The organism is Gaetbulibacter saemankumensis DSM 17032 (genome assembly GCF_000425645.1).
Classification (GTDB): Bacteria; Bacteroidota; Bacteroidia; order Flavobacteriales; family Flavobacteriaceae; genus Gaetbulibacter; species Gaetbulibacter saemankumensis.
This window is the reverse complement of sequence record NZ_AUDV01000001.1, coordinates 1-2,419: the sequence shown is the minus strand read 5'-3', so window position 1 is coordinate 2,419 and position 2,419 is coordinate 1. Positions and strand designations below refer to the sequence as shown.

The 2,419-nt window shown below is 45.9% G+C and carries 2 tRNA genes and 2 rRNA genes; all 4 read left to right on the top strand.

Going from position 1 to position 2,419, the window contains the following annotated elements:
• A 16S ribosomal RNA gene (locus H611_RS0100020) occupies positions 1–1,449 on the top strand; the annotation flags it as partial.
• A gap of 141 nt (positions 1,450–1,590) precedes the next feature.
• Positions 1,591–1,664: transfer RNA gene (locus H611_RS0100015), tRNA-Ile, on the top strand.
• A gap of 155 nt (positions 1,665–1,819) precedes the next feature.
• Positions 1,820–1,893 (top strand) — tRNA-Ala (locus H611_RS0100010).
• A 245-nt stretch (positions 1,894–2,138) separates the two neighbouring features.
• Positions 2,139–2,419, top strand: a 23S ribosomal RNA gene (locus H611_RS0100005); the annotation flags it as partial.

Here is a 2,419-nt window from a genome sequence, read left to right as displayed (position 1 = left end):
AACAGGGAAGCTTGCTTCCGCTGACGACCGGCGCACGGGTGCGTAACGCGTATACAATCTGCCTTGCACTGAGGGATAGCCCAGAGAAATTTGGATTAATACCTCATAGTATATAGAGCTCGCATGGGCATTATATTAAAGGTTACGGTGCAAGATGAGTATGCGTCCTATTAGCTAGATGGAGTGGTAACGGCACCCCATGGCGACGATAGGTAGGGGTCCTGAGAGGGAGATCCCCCACACTGGTACTGAGACACGGACCAGACTCCTACGGGAGGCAGCAGTGAGGAATATTGGACAATGGAGGCAACTCTGATCCAGCCATGCCGCGTGCAGGAAGACTGCCCTATGGGTTGTAAACTGCTTTTATACGGGAAGAAACACTCCTACGAGATAGGAACTTGACGGTACCGTAAGAATAAGGATCGGCTAACTCCGTGCCAGCAGCCGCGGTAATACGGAGGATCCAAGCGTTATCCGGAATCATTGGGTTTAAAGGGTCCGTAGGTGGATAATTAAGTCAGAGGTGAAATCTTGCAGCTCAACTGTAAAATTGCCTTTGATACTGGTTATCTTGAATTATTGTGAAGTAGTTAGAATATGTAGTGTAGCGGTGAAATGCATAGATATTACATAGAATACCAATTGCGAAGGCAGATTACTAACAATATATTGACACTGATGGACGAAAGCGTGGGGAGCGAACAGGATTAGATACCCTGGTAGTCCACGCCGTAAACGATGGATACTAGCTGTTGGGCTTCGGCTCAGTGGCTAAGCGAAAGTGATAAGTATCCCACCTGGGGAGTACGTTCGCAAGAATGAAACTCAAAGGAATTGACGGGGGCCCGCACAAGCGGTGGAGCATGTGGTTTAATTCGATGATACGCGAGGAACCTTACCAGGGCTTAAATGTAAGTTGCATGATTTAGAGATAGATCTTTCTTCGGACTACTTACAAGGTGCTGCATGGTTGTCGTCAGCTCGTGCCGTGAGGTGTCAGGTTAAGTCCTATAACGAGCGCAACCCCTGTTGTTAGTTGCCAGCGAGTCATGTCGGGAACTCTAACAAGACTGCCGGTGCAAACCGTGAGGAAGGTGGGGATGACGTCAAATCATCACGGCCCTTACGTCCTGGGCTACACACGTGCTACAATGGTAGGGACAGAGAGCAGCCACTGGGCGACCAGGAGCGAATCTATAAACCCTATCACAGTTCGGATCGGAGTCTGCAACTCGACTCCGTGAAGCTGGAATCGCTAGTAATCGCATATCAGCCATGATGCGGTGAATACGTTCCCGGGCCTTGTACACACCGCCCGTCAAGCCATGGAAGCTGGGAGTGCCTGAAGTCCGTCACCGCAAGGAGCGGCCTAGGGTAAAATCGGTAACTAGGGCTAAGTCGTAACAAGGTAGCCGTACCGGAAGGTGCGGCTGGAACACCTCCTTTCTAGAGAAAGACGACTAAATAGTATCAAAAAAACTATGAAAGAAATAGTTTGTTCTCACTTGCTGTTAATTTAAAAAAACAAGTCACCAGAATACGGTGCTCAGTAGAGATACTGAAAACTGAAACTGAAGGACTATAAACAGTCTCATAGCTCAGCTGGTTAGAGCGCTACACTGATAATGTAGAGGTCGGCAGTTCGAGTCTGCCTGAGACTACAAGCTAAGCTTGATTAGGCTGTAAGGTTTAAAAAAGATTAGATAAGTTCATTACAAACTGAAAGGAAATTTTAGAAGTTGGGTATCCCAAGTTGACGTATAGGTCATCAATTAACTGATAACTGTTAACTGATAACTGACTACTGAAAAGACACGGGGGATTAGCTCAGCTGGCTAGAGCGCCTGCCTTGCACGCAGGAGGTCATCGGTTCGACTCCGATATTCTCCACAAGACAATGTTTTGAGATGTAAATTTCAAGGTATTGCGTAGAGGAAGACAGACATAAAATGTCTGTTGTGACTCACAGATAAGTTCATTGACATATTGAAAAAAGATACATGATAATTAGATATAGGTATCTAATTAAGTAATAAAAAAAGGGTTATTTATATCCGTAACGAGCGATATAAATAATCGAATTCCCTAGGAATTAAATTTCTAGAGAATGAAACTCATAAAAAAGCAAAAAGTACAATAAGCTAAATAAGGGCGTATGGGGAATGCCTAGGCTCTCAGAGGCGATGAAGGACGTGATAAGCTGCGAAAAGCTACGGGGATCTGCACACAAGATTTGATCCGTAGATATCCGAATGGGGCAACCCAGTACATTGAAGATGTATTATCCGCAAGGAGGCGAACCCGGAGAACTGAAACATCTAAGTACCCGGAGGAGAAGAAAATAATAATGATTCCGTTAGTAGTGGCGAGCGAACGCGGATTAGCCCAAACCAGAGTTGTTACGGCAATTCTGGGG